Here is a 16,611-nt window from a genome sequence, read left to right as displayed (position 1 = left end):
CGTGGAGCTGATCGACAGCCACACCCATCTGGACTTTCCCGACTTCGACGCCGACCGCACGGCGTTGATGGCCGAGAGCCGCGCCCTCGGAGTGCGGCGGATGGTGGTGCTGGGGGTATATGAAGGCAATTGGCAACGGGTGTGGGACCTGGTGCAGGGCGACGCCGACCTGTACGCGGCGTTCGGCCTGCATCCGGTGTATCTCGACCGACACCGCCCGCAAGACGTGCAGGCCCTCGGCGACTGGCTGACGCGGCTGCGCGGCCATCGGCAATTGTGCGCGGTGGGCGAGATCGGCCTGGACTACTTCATCGAAACCCTCGACCGCGAGCGCCAGCAGGCGCTGTTCGAGGCTCAGCTGCAACTGGCGGCGGACTTCGGGCTGCCCGCGCTGATCCACGTGCGGCGCAGCCATGCGGCGGTGATCGCCACGCTCAAGCGCTTCAGGCTCAAGCGCGCCGGCATCATCCACGCCTTCGCCGGCAGCCGCGAAGAGGCGCGGGAGTACATCAAGCTGGGGTTCCGGCTGGGCCTGGGCGGCGCGCCGACCTGGCCCCAGGCGCTGCGCCTGCACCGGGTGCTGGCGGATCTGCCGCTCGATTCGGTGGTGCTGGAGACCGACTCGCCGGACATGGCCCCCGCCATGTTCCCCGGCGTGCGCAACACCCCCGCGCATCTGCCGGCGATCTGCGCGGCGCTGGCCGCCCTGATGGCCGTCAGCCCCGAACGGCTGGCTGACGCCAGCACCGCCAATGCCTGCGAGGTGTTCGGCTGGTAGATCAGTCGCCGTGGGCCTTGGCGGCGTCGAGGATCAGCGTCAGGCGCTGCCGGTGGCGGAAGTAACGCGTGACGGCGAAGTACACGAACACCGTGATCAACGACGCGTTCAACTGTTCGGTGACGCTGAGCAGCCCCACCCACTCCATCACCAGCGCCACCAGCAGCGCGGTGCACACCGTCACCCGCGCGCTGGCGCGCAACAGCCCCAGCGAGTCGAGGGACCTGAACCGTTTGATCTGCTGCGGGCAACGCAGCTCCAGCCGTTGCTCGCAATGAGGGCAGGTGAAGGCTTCGTTGATCGAAAGGGCATTGAGTTGCCAGGGTTTCAGCACCAGGGTGGTCTGACAATGGGCGCAACGGCCTTGGACTCCCAAGGTGGCGACGGACATTAACGGGCTCCTCCAAGCGGTCAAGTCGGGTGATCTTGATTGATTGAAGACGAAAAAACAGAGCGCGGAGAAAAACAGGATTTGGCTTACAAATGTAAGCAAAAAAGTACTACAAAAAATTCCACAACCTCAGACGTGGGAGCACGACCGCTCCCACGAAGGCCGGATCGAACCCAACGTCAGACCCGGAACGCGTTGATCAACTGCTTGAGCTCCACCACCTGCGCCGACAGGGCGCGACTGGCGTTCTCGGTCTGGTGCGCGCCTTGCGCCGTACGCTCGCCGGCACGGTTGATCTCGACGATGTTCTGGTCGATGTCGTGGGCCACGGCAGTCTGCTGCTCCACGGCGGCGGCGATCTGCTGGTTCTGGTCGACGATCATTCCGACCGCGCCGAGGATGTTTTCCAGCGCCTGCTGTACCTTTTCCGACTGCCCCACGGTGCCGTTGGCCATCTGATGGCTGACGCCCATGGCCTTCACCGCCGCGCCCACGCCGCCGTGGAGCTTGGCGATCATCTGCTCGATTTCCTCGGTCGATTGCTGGGTGCGCTTGGCCAACGTGCGCACCTCGTCCGCCACCACCGCAAAACCCCGCCCCTGCTCGCCCGCCCGCGCCGCTTCGATGGCGGCGTTGAGCGCCAGCAGGTTGGTCTGCTCGGCGATGCTCTTGATCACTTCCAGCACGCTGCTGATCGACTGGCTGTCGCTGGCCAACTGGTTGATCACCAACACTGACTGATCGATCTCGCTGGCCAGCGCCGCGATGCTGCCCTGCTGGGACTCCACCAGGCCGCGCCCGCTGACGGTCTCGTCGTTCACGCTGTGGGCGCTGCTGACCGCCGCCGCAGCGCTGCGCGCCACTTCCTGGGAGGTGGCCGACATCTGGTTCATGGCCGTCGCCACCTGCTCGATCTGGGTACGCTGGCCGGCCACCGCCTGGTTGCTCTGGGCCGACACGCTCTGCACCTGACCGGCCTGGCGCTCGACCTCGCTGACGGTCTGCCCGACCCGTTCGATCAGGTCGTGGATCTTCTTCACGGTGCCGTTGAACACCTCGCCCAGCTCGCCCAGTTCATCCCGGCTGTTGGCGCGGAAATTCACCGTCATGTCGCCGGCCGCCACTTTGTCCATCATGGCGCCCAGACGTTTCAGGGTGGTGCGGGTCGACGCGTAGAAACCGCCGTAGAGGTAGAAAATCAGCACGAACACCACCGCCAGCGCCACCGCTTGCAGCACCATGTGCGTGCGGTTCTGGGCCAGGCGTTGCTGCAATTGGCTGTCGAGGAACTTCAGGGTCGCTTCGTTGAGCTGGTAAGTGCGCTCCATCAGCCCGCTGACCTGATCGTAGAACGCCTGCCAGGGCGCATCGAGGGTGTCGGCCATCACCACTTGCTCCTCGAACAGCTCGCTGGCCTGCTTGAGCGAGGCCTTGCTGGCGTCCGCCGGGGCGCTGAGGAACTCCCGCGCCGCCTTGCTCGAACCGAGGGCATCCTGCAGTTTCAGGCCGTACTCGGCCTGGAGTTTTTCGATCTGCGCCAACAGTTCGTCGAAGCGGGTGCTGGATGAACTGTTGAGAAAACCTTGGCCCAACGAGTACGAGCCCATGGCCCGGCCTTCGCCGAGGGTCTGGGTGACGGCCGGGGTGATGGCGGTGACCAGCTCGCTGAGCTGGCGCATGTCGCTTTGGCCGTCGCGGCTCAAGCCGGCCTGGCTGGCGACGATCTGGCTGAAGATCTGCGCGCTGCCCAGCAGCTTGCCGATCAGCGCGCTTTTGCTTTGCAGGGAGTTCTCCGCTTGCTGGGCCTTGAACGCGGCGATCATCTCATCGCGCTTGGCGTCGAACACCGCGGTCTGCTCCGGATCGTCGGTCATCGCCTTCAGCCCTTGCAGGCGCGTCAGCACGTTCTGCTCAAGGGTGGTGATGTTCGCTTCGACATTGCCCGCCTTGCCCGACTGGCCGAGGGTCACGTTGATCTGCACCAGGTTGTTGAGGGTCTCCAGATCCCGCCGCAGGCTCAGGCTGCTGCCCAGCAGGTCGAGGCTTTGCAGTTCCACCCGGGTGCCCTGGAACTCGCGGTACGAATCGCGCACCAGATAGAAGTTGGTCACCAGCATCGGCACCAGGAACAGGACGCTGATCAGGCTGAACTTCATGCCGAAGCTCAGGCGGTTCATCAGCGAGACGGCGGGATAGAGCAAGCTCTTCACTGGAAGTCTCCCTCGGTTTGTTCTTGTTTTTATTGGCAGGCGCGGGGCGACAGCAGATAGCCACTATCGAGCGCCATCTCTGTATAGCTCAAATCGGAGGGAGGTTTTGTAACTTAAGGTTAACGGCCGAGGCGAGGGCGCTAGCTCCCGCCGGGAAGCGGAGCGCCCCATTCGCAGCGGGCGTGTTGCGCAGTCCGACGGGAGCAAGCGCCCTCGCCTCAGGCTATGCGGGTCAGCGGACCAGGACGGTCCACAAGGCAAACCCGGCGTACCACAGCACGGCGGCGCGCAGCAGCAGTTCCCACAGGCAATCCAGGGTATTGATGCCTTCCGGGCCGGTCACCGGCGGCGGGATCTCCCCGGCGGCCAGACCTGCCTTGTCGATCAGGCGGGCGGCGCTGATGTGCCAGTTCAGCAGTTCATGCAGCATCACCCGGCTGACCGCGACGAAGTTGCCCACCAAGGCCAGGCTCGCCGCCAGCAGGCGCACCGGCACCCAGTCGAACGCGTGCCGCAGCTGCGCCGCCCGTTCGGCCACCGCCGGGTTCGCGGCGTTCTCCTCGGCCAGCGCCAGCAAGCGGTAACTCAAGGCCGCCACCGGGCCCAGCAGGAAATACCAGAAGATCACCGCAAAGAAGCTCTGGTAGGCCTGCCACAGCAGATGCCCCTGCACCCGCGCCAGCAACTGCTCGCCACGGTCGGCGCAGATGCCCAGGTCGCGCTTGGCCACGTGGGCCGCCGCTTGCAGGTCTTCCCGGCGCCAGGCGTCGCGGAACGGCCCCAGGCCGCCGAGCAGGTCGTTGCGCCCCAGACTGTAGATCACCACCAGCAGATGCACCGGCAGGGCCAGCAGGCCGTAGGCCACCGGTTCCAGCACCACCAGCAGCAACGCCAGCAGCGCCACCGGCAGCAGCACCAGCACCGTCAGCACCAGCCAAGGGCGCTTGGCCAGGCCGCCGCTTTCGAGCTTGTGCAGTTCGCGGATCCATCCGCCGTCGCGCTGGACCCGATGGCGCAGGGCCGAGAATTTCTCGATCCAGACCGCCAACAGCAACACCAGAAAACTCATTGTCCTTCCTCTTGTGCCAGGGCCGCCCGGTAGCGTGCCCAGTCGAATGCCGGCCCCGGGTCGGTCTTACGGCCGGGGGCGATGTCGCTGTGCCCGCAGATGCGTTGTCCGGTGATGGCCGGAAACCTCGCCTGCAACTGCCGGGTCAGCGCGGTCAGCGCCTGGTACTGCGCGTCGGTGAACGGTAGATCATCGGTGCCCTCGAGCTCGATGCCCACGGAAAAATCGTTACAGGTCTCGCGTCCCTCGAAACGGGAGACGCCGGCGTGCCAGGCGCGCTCAAGACAGGAGACAAACTGAGTGACCTTGCCGTCACGCTCGATCAGAAAGTGCGCAGACACCCGCAGGTCGGCGATACCCGCAAAGTAGGGATGTTCGGTGACATCCAGACGGTTCTGGAAAAATTCCTGCACCTTGCCGGTGGCGAACTGCGCCGGCGGCAGGCTGATGTTGTGGATGACCAGCAGGGAGACTTCGCCCGTCGGGCGTTCATTGAAGTTGGGCGACGGACAGACCTGCACCCCGTGACACCACCCGCTTGCGGGATCCAACTGCATACCGATTCCTTCAACGCCATCTGTGTTGGCGCCCAGTATGCCGTGATCGGCGTGCCGGACGCGATCACTTGGCGCGATTGCGCCGCCGCAGATTGCCCAGCACCGACTCCAGCGCGCGGTCGAACAGCAAGGTGTCGTCCAGCCGCCACGCCGCGCCGCGACGCAGCTCCAGGGCGAGCCCGGTGCGGTCGCGCTCCAGCACTTTCATGCCGGTGCGGTCGACGAACACGTATTTGCCGGTGGTCTCGTTGATGGCCGCCAGCTTGCAGCGCAAGGTGTGCTCTTCGTCTTCGCGAAACACCACCCAACTGCCCAGCCGCAACTGCTCGACCTGCCGCAGGCCGGCATCGTCCTGCGGCAGGCGCAAAGGCATGCCCTCGTCCGCCGCGCGCAGGGCCACCGGCAACGCCACCTCGACTAAGACCAGCGCCTCGGTGGGGCCGGACTCATCGGCACGCTCGAACAGGCGCACGTGCAGCGCTTCCAGCTCGCTGAAAAACTCGCTGGTGGCGAACGGGTCGAACGCCGAACTGCTCAGGCCGTCGCGCAACGACTTGAGCAGCCCCGGCACCATCGCCAGCAGGCGCATGCCGGACTCCGGCCCATCGTGACGCTGCACGCTCCAGACCAATTGCTCCATGGTCTGCACGTCCGCCCGCCATTCGGCGCTCTGGTCGCCGTGCTTCAGGCAGGTCAACAGCAGCACCTTGCTCCAGGCATCCTGGACGAACGCCACCACTTTGGGCGGCAGCACCTTGCCCGGCAACGCCTGGTTGAGCGCCTGCTCCACCCGGCGGCGAGCCAGTTCGGTCCTCGCCCGCCCCTCCTCGGCATCGCGCAGGCGCTGCTCGAGCAATTCGCTGCGGCGGCGCTCGTCGCCGGTGAAGGCCAGGAAATCCGCCAGCAGCTCGGAGAAGATCGCCGGATCGTCATTGAAATCGGTCAGCAAGCGCTGCACCACCTGCTCGATGCGCAGGTACAGGCTGTCCCGCGCATGGCCGTCGCACTCGCCCCAGCCCATGGCGGCGTCCGCGATTTCGTTGAGCAGGCGCCGCGCCGGGTGACTGCTGCGGCTGAAGAAACTCTTGTCGAGCACCGCGACCTTGAGCATCGGGATCTGCAGCCGAGCGATCAGCGCCTTGAGCGAATCCGGCAGGTTGCGGTCGTCGAGGATGCACTCGAACAGCATGGCGATCAGGTTGATCACGTCCTCGTCGGCGCCGCCGACGATGCGCGACTTGCCACTGCGCACGCTCACCTGGGTCAGCAATTGCTCGAGCTGGTTGCGCAGGTCGAAATCGTCCAACGCCGCCAGCGTCGGCACGTACTGCTGCAAGTGCGAAAGCAGGCGCAGCAGGTCGCGGGTGGAGATCGGCTGAACCGCCGAACTGGGCTCCAGGATCGGCGCCACGCTGCCGCGCAGGTGCGACAGCAGTGCCTGCAACGCCGAGAAGACTTCCTGCACGCCGTCCTCCAGCGGAGGCGGTTCGCTGTGCGTCGGCTCACTGCTGGCACGGGTGACGGCCTGGTCGATGGCACGGCGCGCGGGCGCCGGTTTCAGCTCGGGCAGCACGCCGGTGGCGGCCAGCAACTGATTGGCTTCGGCATACAGCTGATCGGTGTCGGCCAGCACGTAACGCTCGAACAGCTTGAGCAGAATCAGCTTGACCTTGATCCCCACCCCCAGGTTGCGCCCGGCCAGCAGGAAATATTCGCACAGCATCGAAGGACCCAGCGGGTTGTGCCGATCCTCCAGGGTCTTGCCGAGCAGGGCATTGAGCCGCGCCGTCAATTGATCGAGGGCGAAACCGTCGCGGCTCAGCACACGGCCGACCATGGTCTCGATGGCGACGCTGCGCTCCCGGTCGTCGGTGCGTTCAGAGGTTTCGTCCGGCAGCAGCGAGGACGGCAAGGCGTTTTGCGCGGGATCGTACTGGGTGAGGCCGACGAACGCCTCGAAGAGATGTTCGAGAAAGCCGCGCTCGATGTTCTTGCGCTTCAGGCGCAGGTCGCGCATGGCCTCGAAAAAGAGATTCTGTTCGACGTCGCTGCGGGCTCGGTCGGCCATTTCGAACAGGGTGTCGTCGGCATTGTCGAACAGCGCCTGCAGGCCGTGGCGCAGTTGCTGGGTGGCCTTGTCGCGCACCTGAAGCAGAATCACAGGCAGGCGGGCGAGCGGCGAAGGGTTCGCCGGATCGGTAGCGGCCTTGCGCAAAGGCACTACATTCCCGTCGTTGTGCATCCAAGCCTCCTGAAACGGTGATTCTTCAAGTGCGCGGGCCTGCCGATCCCTGTCGGGGAACGGCCGGAAAGCGGGCTCAAAGACAAACGTCAAAGCCATGACGTCAAATGCAAGGCGGATTATCTTGCAAAAAATGTCCCCGGCGCCAGAGCCCTCAGGGATTCCCCTAGGCCCCGGCGCTGTTCCAGTGACCGCTCCCGGCGCGCATTTGCTCAAGGAAATCGACCGGCTGCGCTCAAGTCCCTGCGCACCCGCCTTGGGTTGGGCCCTGCCATGCCCCTATAATCGGGCCACTTTGTCTGTGGAGCCCGTTATGCCGAACCTACGTCTCGCCGATTTGACCGCCGAAATCGAAGCCAACGTCCGCCGTGCGTTGCGCGAAGACATCGGCAGCGGCGACATCACCGCACAACTGATCCCGGCCGAACGCCTGGCCAAGGCGACCATCATCACCCGCGACGCCGCCGTCATCTGCGGCACCGCCTGGGTCGACGCCGTGTTCCGTCAGCTCGACCCGCGGGTGGCGGTGCACTGGCAGGTGCGCGACGGCGACCGGGTGAGCCCGAACCAGCCGCTGTTCCACCTGGAAGGCCCGGCCCGTTCGCTGCTGACCGGCGAACGCAGCGCGCTGAACTTCCTGCAGATGCTCTCCGGTGTCGCGACCCGCGCCCGACAACTGGCGGATTTCGTCGCCGAGACCGGCGTGAAGCTGCTCGACACCCGCAAGACCCTGCCGGGCCTGCGCCTGGCGCAGAAGTACGCGGTGACCTGCGGCGGCTGCCACAACCACCGCATCGGCCTGTACGACGCGTTCCTGATCAAGGAAAACCACATCGCCGCCAGCGGCGGCATCCCCCAGGCCATCGCCGCCGCGCACCGGATCGCGCCGGGCAAGCCGGTGGAGGTCGAAGTGGAAAGCCTGGATGAACTGAAGGAGGCGCTGGACGCCGGGGCCGACATCATCATGCTCGACGAGCTGAGCCTGGACGACATGCGCGAAGCCGTGCGCCTGAACGGCGGCAAGGCGAAGCTGGAAGCCAGCGGCGGCATCAACGAAAGCACGCTGCTGCCGATCGCCCGCACCGGCGTGGACTACATTTCCATCGGCGCCATGACCAAGGACGTGAAGGCGGTGGACCTGTCGATGCGCCTGAGCCTCTGAAGCCGCCGCGCAACGAAAAACGCCAGCTCCGTCGGGGCTGGCGTTTTTGTTTCAATTGTCGATTTCGTTGAGTTCAAGATAGGCCTGCAGCTTCATGCCCAAGGCTTCGGCCACTTCCTGATGCACTTCCAGGCGCATGGCCTTGAGCTCCTGCGGCGTCTCGGCCACCAGCTCCAGCACCAGTTCCCAAGGCTCCAGCCCGCGGGACTCGGCTTCGTCCTCGAACGCCCACTGCGCCTGCTGCTTTTGCTCGGTGGCGTCCAGGGCGCTGATCTCTTCCTGAAGGGAAGGCGTCGCCGCCAGGTATTTCTCCAGCGCTACATCGATTCGTTGTTCTTTTGGGATCATGGCGTTCTCGCTGATCAGGGGAATGGGTGATGGATCTGGATCTTCTGGGATCTCTCTGCCGCGGATTGTCCGGCCTCGGAACCATTCGGGATCATCTGAACACTGCAGGGCGATGCTTGTGCTGGCGCCGAATATAGGACGTTTGGATGACGAATGACACGGGTCTTTACATCTCTCGCACAAAAAGCTGACCGGGGGAACATAAATCCGGATTCCGAGTCATAGCGATGTGCCATATCGGCACGCCACTCCGCTGTCCACAAGGAAACCCAGTGATGCGCAGCCTTTCGAAAATGTCGTCTGTTGTGTCCACTACCGCAATGACCGCCCTGCTCGGGGCGTTGGCCCTGCCGGGCAATGCAATGGCCATCGAGCTGAGCGACCGGCTCCCCGGCTACGGCGACTCGGTTCCCGCCATCCACAACGACAACGGCAAGACCGTGATCGTCAGAACCGACATCAGCCTCGATGAACTGAAGAAGATGCGCGACACCCTCGGCGACCAGACGCGCCAGCTCGAAGAGCTCAAACGCAGCAGCGGCTCCAGCGCCAGCGCCGGCAGCCGGGAGACTGACCAGCTCAAGGAACAGGTCAAGAAACAGGACGGTGAACTGGACACCCTGCGCCGGCAGATGGAAGAACTCAAACGCAGCAGCGGTTCCAGCTCAAGCGCCGGCAGCCGCGACACCGACGAACTGAGGAACAAGGTCAAGGAGCAGGACCGGGAACTGGACAACCTGCGCCGGCAGGTCGAGGAACTCAAACGCAGCAGCGGTTCCAGCTCCAGCTCAAGCGAGCTGTCGAGCCTCAAGCGGGACGTCAGCGATCAGGACCGTGCGATGGATCAGCTCAAGCGCACCGTGGAGGAGCTGAGCCGCAAGGTGAAATGAGGGGAATGGTGCCCGAGACAGGAATCGAACCTGCGACCTTCGCGTTACGAGTGCGCTGCTCTACCGGCTGAGCTACACGGGCGGTGGGCTAAACCTAGCATCGGTCTCGGCGCCCGGCAACCCATCTCGCGCCGCAATCATTTTTGACAGGAAAAAAAATGCCCCGCCGTTTTCACGGCGGGGCATTTTCATTGCGCGAAAGCCTGGGGTCGATTAAACGCCCGAAGCCTTGGCAGCCGCCACGTCTTTGATGGACAGCTTGATGCGGCCGCGGTTGTCCACGTCCAGCACCAGCACTTCCACTTCCTGGCCTTCTTTCAGGATGTCGGTGACTTTCTCTACGCGAGCGTCGCTCAGCATCGAGATGTGCACCAGACCGTCCTTGCCCGGCAGGATGTTGACGAACGCGCCGAAGTCGACGATGCGCTCAACCTTGCCCACGTAGATCTTGCCGATCTCGGCTTCGGCGGTGATGCCCAGAACGCGCTGACGGGCAGCTTCTGCGGCTTCCTTGGTTTCGCCGAAGATCTTGATCGAGCCGTCGTCTTCGATGTCGATCGACGCCTTGGTCTCTTCGCAGATGGCACGGATGGTCGCGCCACCTTTGCCGATCACGTCGCGGATCTTGTCGGTGTCGATCTTCATCGCGATCATGGTCGGTGCGTTGGCCGACAGTTCGGTACGCGACTGGCCGATCACTTGGTTCATCTGGCCGAGGATGTTCAGGCGAGCTTCCAGGGCCTGGCCCAGGGCGATCTCCATGATCTCTTCGGTGATGCCCTTGATCTTGATGTCCATCTGCAGCGCGGTGACGCCCTTGGCGGTACCGGCCACTTTGAAGTCCATGTCGCCCAGGTGGTCTTCGTCACCCAGGATGTCGGTCAGGACGGCGAACTTCTCGCCTTCCTTCACCAGGCCCATGGCGATACCGGCCACCGGTGCCTTCATCGGCACACCGGCGTCCATCAGGGCCAGGGAAGCGCCGCACACGGAAGCCATCGAGCTGGAGCCGTTGGATTCGGTGATTTCCGACACCACACGAACGGTGTACGGGAATTCGTCGGCGGCAGGCAGCATGGCCTGGACCGAACGGCGGGCCAGACGGCCGTGACCGATTTCGCGACGACCGGCACCGCCCATGCGACCGCACTCGCCCACCGAGAACGGAGGGAAGTTGTAGTGCAGCATGAACGAGTCTTTCTTCTCGCCTTCCAGGGTGTCCAGCAGTTGCGCGTCACGGGCGGTGCCCAGGGTCGCGACCACCAGGGCCTGGGTTTCGCCACGGGTGAACAGCGCCGAACCGTGGGTCTTCGGCAGCACGCCGACTTCGATGTTCAGCGGACGCACGGTGCGGGTGTCGCGGCCGTCGATGCGTGGCTTGCCGTTGACGATGTTCTCGCGAACGGTGCGGTATTCGATTTCGCCGAAAGCCGCTTTGACGTCGCCGGCCGAAGGCTGGCCTTCTTCACCGGACAGCTTGGCGACCGCCTGGTCGCGCAGCTCGCCCAGACGGGCGTAGCGGTCGGCCTTGACCGTGATGGTGTAGCCTTGGGAGATCGCTTCGCCGAACTCGGCACGGATCGCGCCCAGCAGTTCGGTGGCCTCGGCGGCAGGCGCCCAGTCCCAGGTCGGCTTGGCGGCTTCGGCGGCCAGTTCCTTGACGGCCTTGATGACCGACTGGAATTCGTCGTGGGCGAACAGCACGGCGCCCAGCATCTGGTCTTCGGTCAGTTCCTTGGCTTCCGACTCGACCATCAGCACGGCTTCTTCGGTACCGGCCACGACCATGTCCAGGCTCGATGCGGCCAGTTGCTCGTAGGTCGGGTTCAGCAGGTAGCCGGTGCTTTCGTGGAAAGCGACGCGGGCGGCGCCGATCGGGCCGTCGAACGGAATGCCGGAGATGGCCAGGGCAGCCGAGGTGCCGATCATCGCAGCGATGTCCGGATCGGTCTTCTTGCTGGTGGAGACGACGGTGCAGACGACCTGCACTTCGTTCATGAAGCCTTCAGGGAACAGCGGACGGATCGGACGGTCGATCAGTCGGGAAGTCAGGGTTTCCTTCTCGGAAGGACGGCCTTCGCGCTTGAAGAAACCGCCAGGGATCTTGCCTGCGGCGTAGGTCTTTTCCTGGTAGTGAACGGACAGGGGGAAGAAACCCTTGCCCGGATCGGCTTGCTTGGCGCCGACCACGGTCACCAATACGCTGACGTCGTCGTCAACGGTGACCAGCACTGCGCCGGTGGCCTGACGGGCGATGCGGCCTGTCTCGAGGGTGACGGTCGACTGACCGAACTGGAACTTCTTGATTACCGGGTTCACGGTGTCCTACCTTCTTTGTGGCTCTTGGGGGAACTGGTTTCTTGCGAAATTCTTGGGCAATGTCGGGAATCGGCCCGATGCGGATTGTCCGGGGTGCTGCCGGGATGAAACAGGTGCCTCAGATAAAACTTGAGGCTGGAAGCCTGCCGCCTGCCGGCGGAAAACCGCAGACAGCCGACAGGCAACCAACCTCATAGCGCAATCGCTGATTAGCGACGCAGGCCCAGGCGGCCGATCAGAGCGCTGTAGCGGCTCAGATCTTTGCCTTTCAGGTAGTCCAGCAGCTTGCGACGCTGGTTAACCATGCGGATCAGACCACGACGGGAGTGGTGGTCTTTGCCGTTGGCCTTGAAGTGACCTTGCAGCTTGTTGATGTTGGCGGTCAGCAGTGCAACTTGCACTTCTGGCGAGCCGGTATCACCAACGGCTTGCTGGTAGTCGGTAACGATTTGAGCTTTTTCTGCTGCGCTGAGAGCCATGAGGCAATCCTTTTATCAGGAAACCGTCCAGGGACGGTTTCAACAGGCCAGGGACAAATCCCTGTATCAATAAAAGAGCAGTGACCGTGCCTGTTGACAGCCACCCTCGCCGGCCCGCTGTTACGCGGACCGGTTCCGGTCATTCCGACCGAATCAAGCGACGCGGCGCGATGCGCCCGTCTTCGCTCACTTCACCGATGCCGATGAAGCGACCGTTGTGATCCTGTACCCGCACCATGCCGAACTTCGGCGCATCCGGAGCGCGCACCGGCTGGCCGTTGAGCCAGTAGAACGCGCTGTGCTCCGAGAACTTCAGCAGCGGCCAATCCTGCAGGCCGCTGTCCGCCGGCATCAGGAAGCGGTCGAGCGCTTCGTTGCCGCCTTCGGCATGGGCCGCTTCGAGCTCTTCGAGGGTCACGGTCTGCGCCAGGGTGAAAGGCCCGGCCTGGGTACGCCGCAATTCAGCGACGTACGCACCGCAACCGAGCTGCTCACCGATATCCTCCACCAGGGTACGGATATAGGTGCCCTTGCTGCAATCCACCGCCAGTCGCGCAGTATCGCCTTCGAAGGCCAGCAATTCCAAGCGCGCAATAGTAACAGAACGCGGTTCGCGCTCCACTACTTCACCTGCACGGGCCAACTTGTAGAGCGGCTGGCCATCACGCTTGAGCGCCGAGTACATCGGCGGTATCTGATTGATTTGCCCACGGAATTTCGGCAGGACGGCTTCTATGTCGGCGCGACCAACGGTCACCGGACGCTCCTGCAGAACCTCGCCCTCGGCATCGGCCGTGGTAGTGGTCTTGCCCAGTTGCGCCAGCGTCTCATAGCCCTTGTCGGAATCGAGCAGGTACTGCGAGAACTTGGTCGCCTCGCCGAAGCACAGCGGCAGCACGCCGGTGGCCAGCGGGTCGAGGCTGCCGGTGTGCCCGGCCTTCTCGGCGTTGAGCAGCCAGCGAACCTTTTGCAGCGCCGCGTTGGAGGTGAACCCCAGCGGCTTGTCGAGCAGGATGATGCCGCTGACGTTACGACGGATACGTTTGACCTGGGCCACCGGATTACTCCTTGGTGTCTTCGGGTTCGGCCGCCGTCTCGTGCAGGCTGTCTTCAGCCACCGCACGGTCGATCAGGGCCGACAGGTGCGCGCCGCGGGCGACGCTTTCGTCGTAGTGGAAATGCAGTTGCGGCACGCTGCGCAGCTTCATTTCGCGGGCCAGCTGCATGCGCAGGAAACCGGCGGCGGCGTTCAGCACCTTGATGCTCTGCGCGATGTCGGCAGCGTTGTCCTGCCCCATCACAGTGATGAAGATCTTGGCGTGACCGACGTCACGGCTGACATCCACCGCAGTGATGGTGACCAGGCCGACGCGCGGGTCTTTGACTTCACGACGGATCAGCTGGGCCAGCTCACGCTGCATCTGATCGCCGATACGTTGGGTACGGCTGTATTCTTTTGCCATGGTTTGTTACCTGTAACTGCCCCACGGCGAAACCCGTGAGGTCTGAAAGCGGCAAACGCCCGGCCTGGCGGAGGCCAGACCGGGCGTTGCGTTTAGAGTCCGCCGGACGGGCTGCGCAGATCGCTGCGGCGGCCCGTTGCGGCTCCCGAAGTGCGCGAGTCAGAGGCTGCGAGCAACCTGAACCTTCTCGAAGACTTCGATCTTGTCGCCGACCTTGACGTCGTTGTAGCTCTTCACGCCGATGCCGCATTCCATGCCGGCACGGACTTCGGAAGCGTCATCCTTGAAGCGGCGCAGGGATTCCAGCTCGCCTTCGAAAATCACGATGTCTTCACGCAGCACGCGGATCGGACGGTTACGGTGCACGACACCCTCGACCACCATGCAACCGGCGATCGCGCCGAACTTCGGCGAACGGAACACGTCACGCACTTCGGCGATACCCAGGATGTTCTCGCGGACATCGCTGCCGAGCATGCCGGTCAGGGCCTTCTTGACGTCTTCGATGATGTCGTAGATCACGTTGTAGTAACGCATGTCCAGACCTTCCTGCTCGACGATCTTCCGTGCGCCCGCATCGGCACGCACGTTGAAGCCGAACAGCACGGCGTTGGAGGCCAGTGCCAGGTTGGCGTCGGATTCGGTGATGCCACCGACGCCGCCACCGACCACACGCACTTGCACTTCGTCGTTGCCCAGGCCGTTGAGGGCGCCTTGCAGGGCCTCCAGCGAGCCGCGGACGTCGGACTTGAGGACGATGTTGAGCGTCTTCTTCTCTTCCTGGCCCATGCTTTCGAAGATGTTTTCCAGCTTGCCGGCGTGAGCGCGGGCCAGCTTGACTTCGCGGAACTTGCCTTGACGGAACAGGGCCACTTCACGGGCCTTCTTCTCGTCGGCCACCACGCTCATCTCGTCACCGGCGTCAGGCGTGCCGTCCAGGCCGAGGATCTCGACCGGAATGGCCGGGCCCGCTTCCTTGATCGGCTTGCCGTTCTCGTCGAGCATGGCGCGCACGCGGCCATAGTTCGAACCGACCAGCACCATGTCGCCTTGACGCAGGGTACCGTCCTGAACCAGCACGGTGGCCACCGGGCCGCGGCCCTTGTCCAGACGCGACTCGACCACGACACCACGGCCAGGGGCCGACGGAGTGGCGGTGAGCTCAAGCACTTCGGCCTGCAGCAGCACGGCTTCGAGCAGTTCGTCGACGCCGGTACCCATCTTCGCCGAAACCGGAACGAACGGCGTGTCGCCACCCCAGTCTTCCGGCGTCACGCCGTGGGTCGCCAGCTCGCTGCGGATGCGATCGAGGTCGGCACCCGGCTTGTCGATCTTGTTCACCGCCACCACCAGCGGCACGCCAGCAGCCTGGGCGTGCTGAACGGCTTCGATGGTTTGCGGCATCACGCCGTCGTCGGCCGCGACCACCAGGATCACGATGTCGGTCGCCTTGGCGCCGCGGGCACGCATCGCGGTGAACGCCGCGTGACCCGGGGTGTCGAGGAAGGTGACCATGCCGCGTTCGGTTTCGACGTGGTACGCACCGATGTGCTGGGTGATGCCGCCGGCTTCGCCCGCAGCGACCTTGGCGCGACGGATGTAGTCGAGCAGCGAGGTCTTGCCGTGGTCAACGTGACCCATGACGGTCACGACCGGAGCACGAGGCACCGCCTCGCCTTCGAACTTCAGGGACTCGGCCAGGGAATCTTCCAGGGCGGTGTCGCTGATCAGGGTCACTTTGTGGCCCAGTTCTTCGGCGACCAGCTGGGCAGTTTCCTGGTCCAGAACCTGGTTGATGGTGGCCGGGGTGCCCAGCTTGAACATGAACTTGATGATTTCAGCAGCCTTGACCGACATCTGCTGGGCCAGATCGCCCACAGTGATGGTCTCGCCGATCTTCACGTCACGCACCACCGGCCCGGTAGGGCTCTGGAAACCGTGGGCGTTGCGTTTCTTCAGCTTGGACTTGCTGCTGCGACCGCCGCGGCGGAAGCCATCGCTTTCTTCGTCGGTGGTGCGGGGCGCCACGCGAGGGGCCGGCGCCTTTTCCTTGACCGATGCGCGGTGCGGAGCGTTCTTGCGCTCGCCGTCACCGCCGCCGCGACGGCTGTTCTCGTCGGCGCGTGGCTTGTCCGGACGACGCTGGTCGTCACGCTTGCGCACTTCGACGACCGGAGCGGCCGGCGCTGCGGATACCGCTTCGCGCACAGGCTCGGCAACCGGAGCCGGGGCTGCAACAGGCTCGGCCGCAGCGGCCGGGGCAGCAGGAGGCTGACGGCGCGCTTCTTCTTCGGCGCGCAGGCGGGCTTCCTCTTCTGCCTTTTGACGGGCGGCGTTTTCCACGGCGCGGCGCTCGTCCAGCTCACGCTGACGCTCGGCCTCGATCTCTTCCGGGCTGCGCTGCACGAAAACTTTCTTCTTGCGCACTTCTACGCTGATGCTCTTGCTGCCGGCCACCCGCAGGGTGCTGGTGGTTTTACGCTGCAGCGTGATCTTGCGTGGCTCTTCCACTTTCGCCTTGTGGCTGCTCTTCAAGTGAGTCAGCAGGGACTGCTTTTCACTGTCAGTCACATGTTCTTCGGCGGCGGTGTGCGGCAGACCTGCCTCACGCATCTGCTGCAACAGGCGCTCTACCGGTGTTTTGACCTCATCGGCCAGTTGTTTCACCGTGACTTGCGTCATGCACTTCTCTCCTCAGGCCGC

Annotated in this window: 14 protein-coding genes, 1 tRNA gene and 1 pseudogene; 3 read left to right on the top strand and 13 right to left on the bottom strand. The window is 64.3% G+C overall.

Going from position 1 to position 16,611, the window contains the following annotated elements:
- Position 1 precedes the first annotated feature (1 nt).
- Positions 2-778, top strand: a complete 777-nt coding sequence (locus tag CAG31_RS05000) for a TatD family hydrolase (RefSeq protein ID WP_085578480.1) — start codon at positions 2-4, stop codon at positions 776-778.
- 1 nt (position 779) lies between these two features.
- On the opposite strand, the gene CAG31_RS04995 is transcribed toward CAG31_RS05000, so the two are convergent.
- The 6 genes and pseudogenes from CAG31_RS04995 to CAG31_RS04975 form a co-directional block, all read right to left on the bottom strand.
- Positions 780-1,169, bottom strand: coding sequence for a hypothetical protein (locus CAG31_RS04995; RefSeq protein WP_085578478.1), 390 nt, complete (start codon positions 1,167-1,169; stop codon positions 780-782).
- Between the two features lie 179 nt (positions 1,170-1,348).
- Positions 1,349-2,053: a methyl-accepting chemotaxis protein gene (locus tag CAG31_RS28920; protein WP_371856093.1), complete on the bottom strand. Its 705-nt coding sequence runs from the start codon at positions 2,051-2,053 to the stop codon at positions 1,349-1,351.
- A gap of 153 nt (positions 2,054-2,206) precedes the next feature.
- A pseudogene (locus CAG31_RS28915) lies at positions 2,207-2,410 on the bottom strand (HAMP domain-containing protein); the annotation flags it as partial.
- Between the two features lie 1,201 nt (positions 2,411-3,611).
- Complete coding sequence (gene ampE / locus CAG31_RS04985; RefSeq protein ID WP_085578473.1) at positions 3,612-4,448, bottom strand: regulatory signaling modulator protein AmpE; 837 nt, start codon at positions 4,446-4,448, stop codon at positions 3,612-3,614.
- Positions 4,445-5,005, bottom strand: coding sequence for a 1,6-anhydro-N-acetylmuramyl-L-alanine amidase AmpD (gene ampD / locus CAG31_RS04980; protein ID WP_085578471.1), 561 nt, complete (start codon positions 5,003-5,005; stop codon positions 4,445-4,447). The genes ampE and ampD overlap by 4 nt, the downstream gene beginning before the upstream one ends.
- Positions 5,006-5,069: 64 nt before the next feature.
- Positions 5,070-7,247 carry a DUF1631 domain-containing protein gene (locus CAG31_RS04975; RefSeq protein WP_085578469.1) on the bottom strand — a complete coding sequence of 726 codons (2,178 nt, stop codon included), beginning with the start codon at positions 7,245-7,247 and terminating at the stop codon, positions 5,070-5,072.
- Between the two features lie 313 nt (positions 7,248-7,560).
- On the opposite strand from CAG31_RS04975, the gene nadC reads away from it, so the two are divergent.
- The gene (nadC, locus tag CAG31_RS04970; protein WP_085578467.1) at positions 7,561-8,409 is read left to right on the top strand and encodes a carboxylating nicotinate-nucleotide diphosphorylase; all 849 of its coding nucleotides are present in this window, start codon (positions 7,561-7,563) and stop codon (positions 8,407-8,409) included.
- Positions 8,410-8,460: 51 nt separating this feature from the next.
- Here nadC and CAG31_RS04965 read toward each other — a convergent pair whose 3' ends face one another.
- Complete coding sequence (locus CAG31_RS04965) at positions 8,461-8,757, bottom strand: DUF6388 family protein (protein WP_085578465.1); 297 nt, start codon at positions 8,755-8,757, stop codon at positions 8,461-8,463.
- Positions 8,758-9,032: 275 nt separating this feature from the next.
- Between CAG31_RS04965 and CAG31_RS04960 the strand changes: the two genes are divergently transcribed.
- Positions 9,033-9,647, top strand: coding sequence for a hypothetical protein (locus tag CAG31_RS04960; RefSeq protein ID WP_085578463.1), 615 nt, complete (start codon positions 9,033-9,035; stop codon positions 9,645-9,647).
- A 6-nt stretch (positions 9,648-9,653) separates the two neighbouring features.
- Here the strand turns inward: CAG31_RS04960 and CAG31_RS04955 are convergent.
- From CAG31_RS04955 to infB, 6 genes are all read right to left on the bottom strand, one after another.
- Positions 9,654-9,729, bottom strand: a tRNA-Thr gene (locus CAG31_RS04955).
- A gap of 131 nt (positions 9,730-9,860) precedes the next feature.
- Positions 9,861-11,966 carry a polyribonucleotide nucleotidyltransferase gene (gene pnp / locus CAG31_RS04950; protein WP_085578461.1) on the bottom strand — a complete coding sequence of 702 codons (2,106 nt, stop codon included), beginning with the start codon at positions 11,964-11,966 and terminating at the stop codon, positions 9,861-9,863.
- A gap of 209 nt (positions 11,967-12,175) precedes the next feature.
- The gene (rpsO, locus tag CAG31_RS04945; protein ID WP_085578459.1) at positions 12,176-12,445 is read right to left on the bottom strand and encodes a 30S ribosomal protein S15; all 270 of its coding nucleotides are present in this window, start codon (positions 12,443-12,445) and stop codon (positions 12,176-12,178) included.
- 139 nt (positions 12,446-12,584) lie between these two features.
- Positions 12,585-13,502, bottom strand: a complete 918-nt coding sequence (truB, locus tag CAG31_RS04940) for a tRNA pseudouridine(55) synthase TruB (RefSeq protein ID WP_085578456.1) — start codon at positions 13,500-13,502, stop codon at positions 12,585-12,587.
- Positions 13,503-13,506: 4 nt separating this feature from the next.
- On the bottom strand, positions 13,507-13,908 hold the full coding sequence (gene rbfA / locus CAG31_RS04935; RefSeq protein WP_085578454.1) for a 30S ribosome-binding factor RbfA: 402 nt from the start codon (positions 13,906-13,908) through the stop codon (positions 13,507-13,509).
- A gap of 159 nt (positions 13,909-14,067) precedes the next feature.
- On the bottom strand, positions 14,068-16,590 hold the full coding sequence (infB, locus tag CAG31_RS04930; RefSeq protein WP_085578452.1) for a translation initiation factor IF-2: 2,523 nt from the start codon (positions 16,588-16,590) through the stop codon (positions 14,068-14,070).
- Positions 16,591-16,611: the final 21 nt, after the last annotated feature.

Source organism: Pseudomonas sp. R25(2017), from assembly GCF_002112565.1.
Lineage (GTDB): Bacteria > Pseudomonadota > Gammaproteobacteria > Pseudomonadales > Pseudomonadaceae > Aquipseudomonas > Aquipseudomonas ekonensis.
This window is presented reverse-complemented; position numbering and strand designations above follow the sequence as displayed.